This window comes from Photobacterium sp. R1, from assembly GCF_054600795.1.
This window is the reverse complement of sequence record NZ_BAAHZP010000346.1, coordinates 1-310: the sequence shown is the minus strand read 5'-3', so window position 1 is coordinate 310 and position 310 is coordinate 1. Positions and strand designations below refer to the sequence as shown.

General features: G+C 56.8%; 1 protein-coding gene. It reads left to right on the top strand.

The genetic code is table 11. The features are described from left to right. On the top strand, positions 1-310 hold a 310-nt coding region (locus ACYP03_RS25355; protein WP_459782581.1), incomplete at both ends, for a GntR family transcriptional regulator.

Here is a 310-nt window from a genome sequence, read left to right as displayed (position 1 = left end):
GGATCGGCTTTTTCACGCGATCCGCGACAAGATTGTCGCTAACTTGTTGCCAATGGGCGGGAAATTACCGTCAACACGCAAACTGGCTGAGGAGTTATCCCTGAGCCGTAATACTGTCACGGCAGCTTATGAGCAACTGGTCGCGGAGGGCTATATCGAAAGCCGGTTGGGCTCGGGGTTTTACATCTGTGTTGACCTGCCGGATCACTATCTGCCGACGCAATCGTCACGGGACGATAGCAGGCCACCAGCCATCGCGCAGGCCCTGGATCTGAATGCCCCTTTTGCACCCGGTGTACCGGATCTGGCC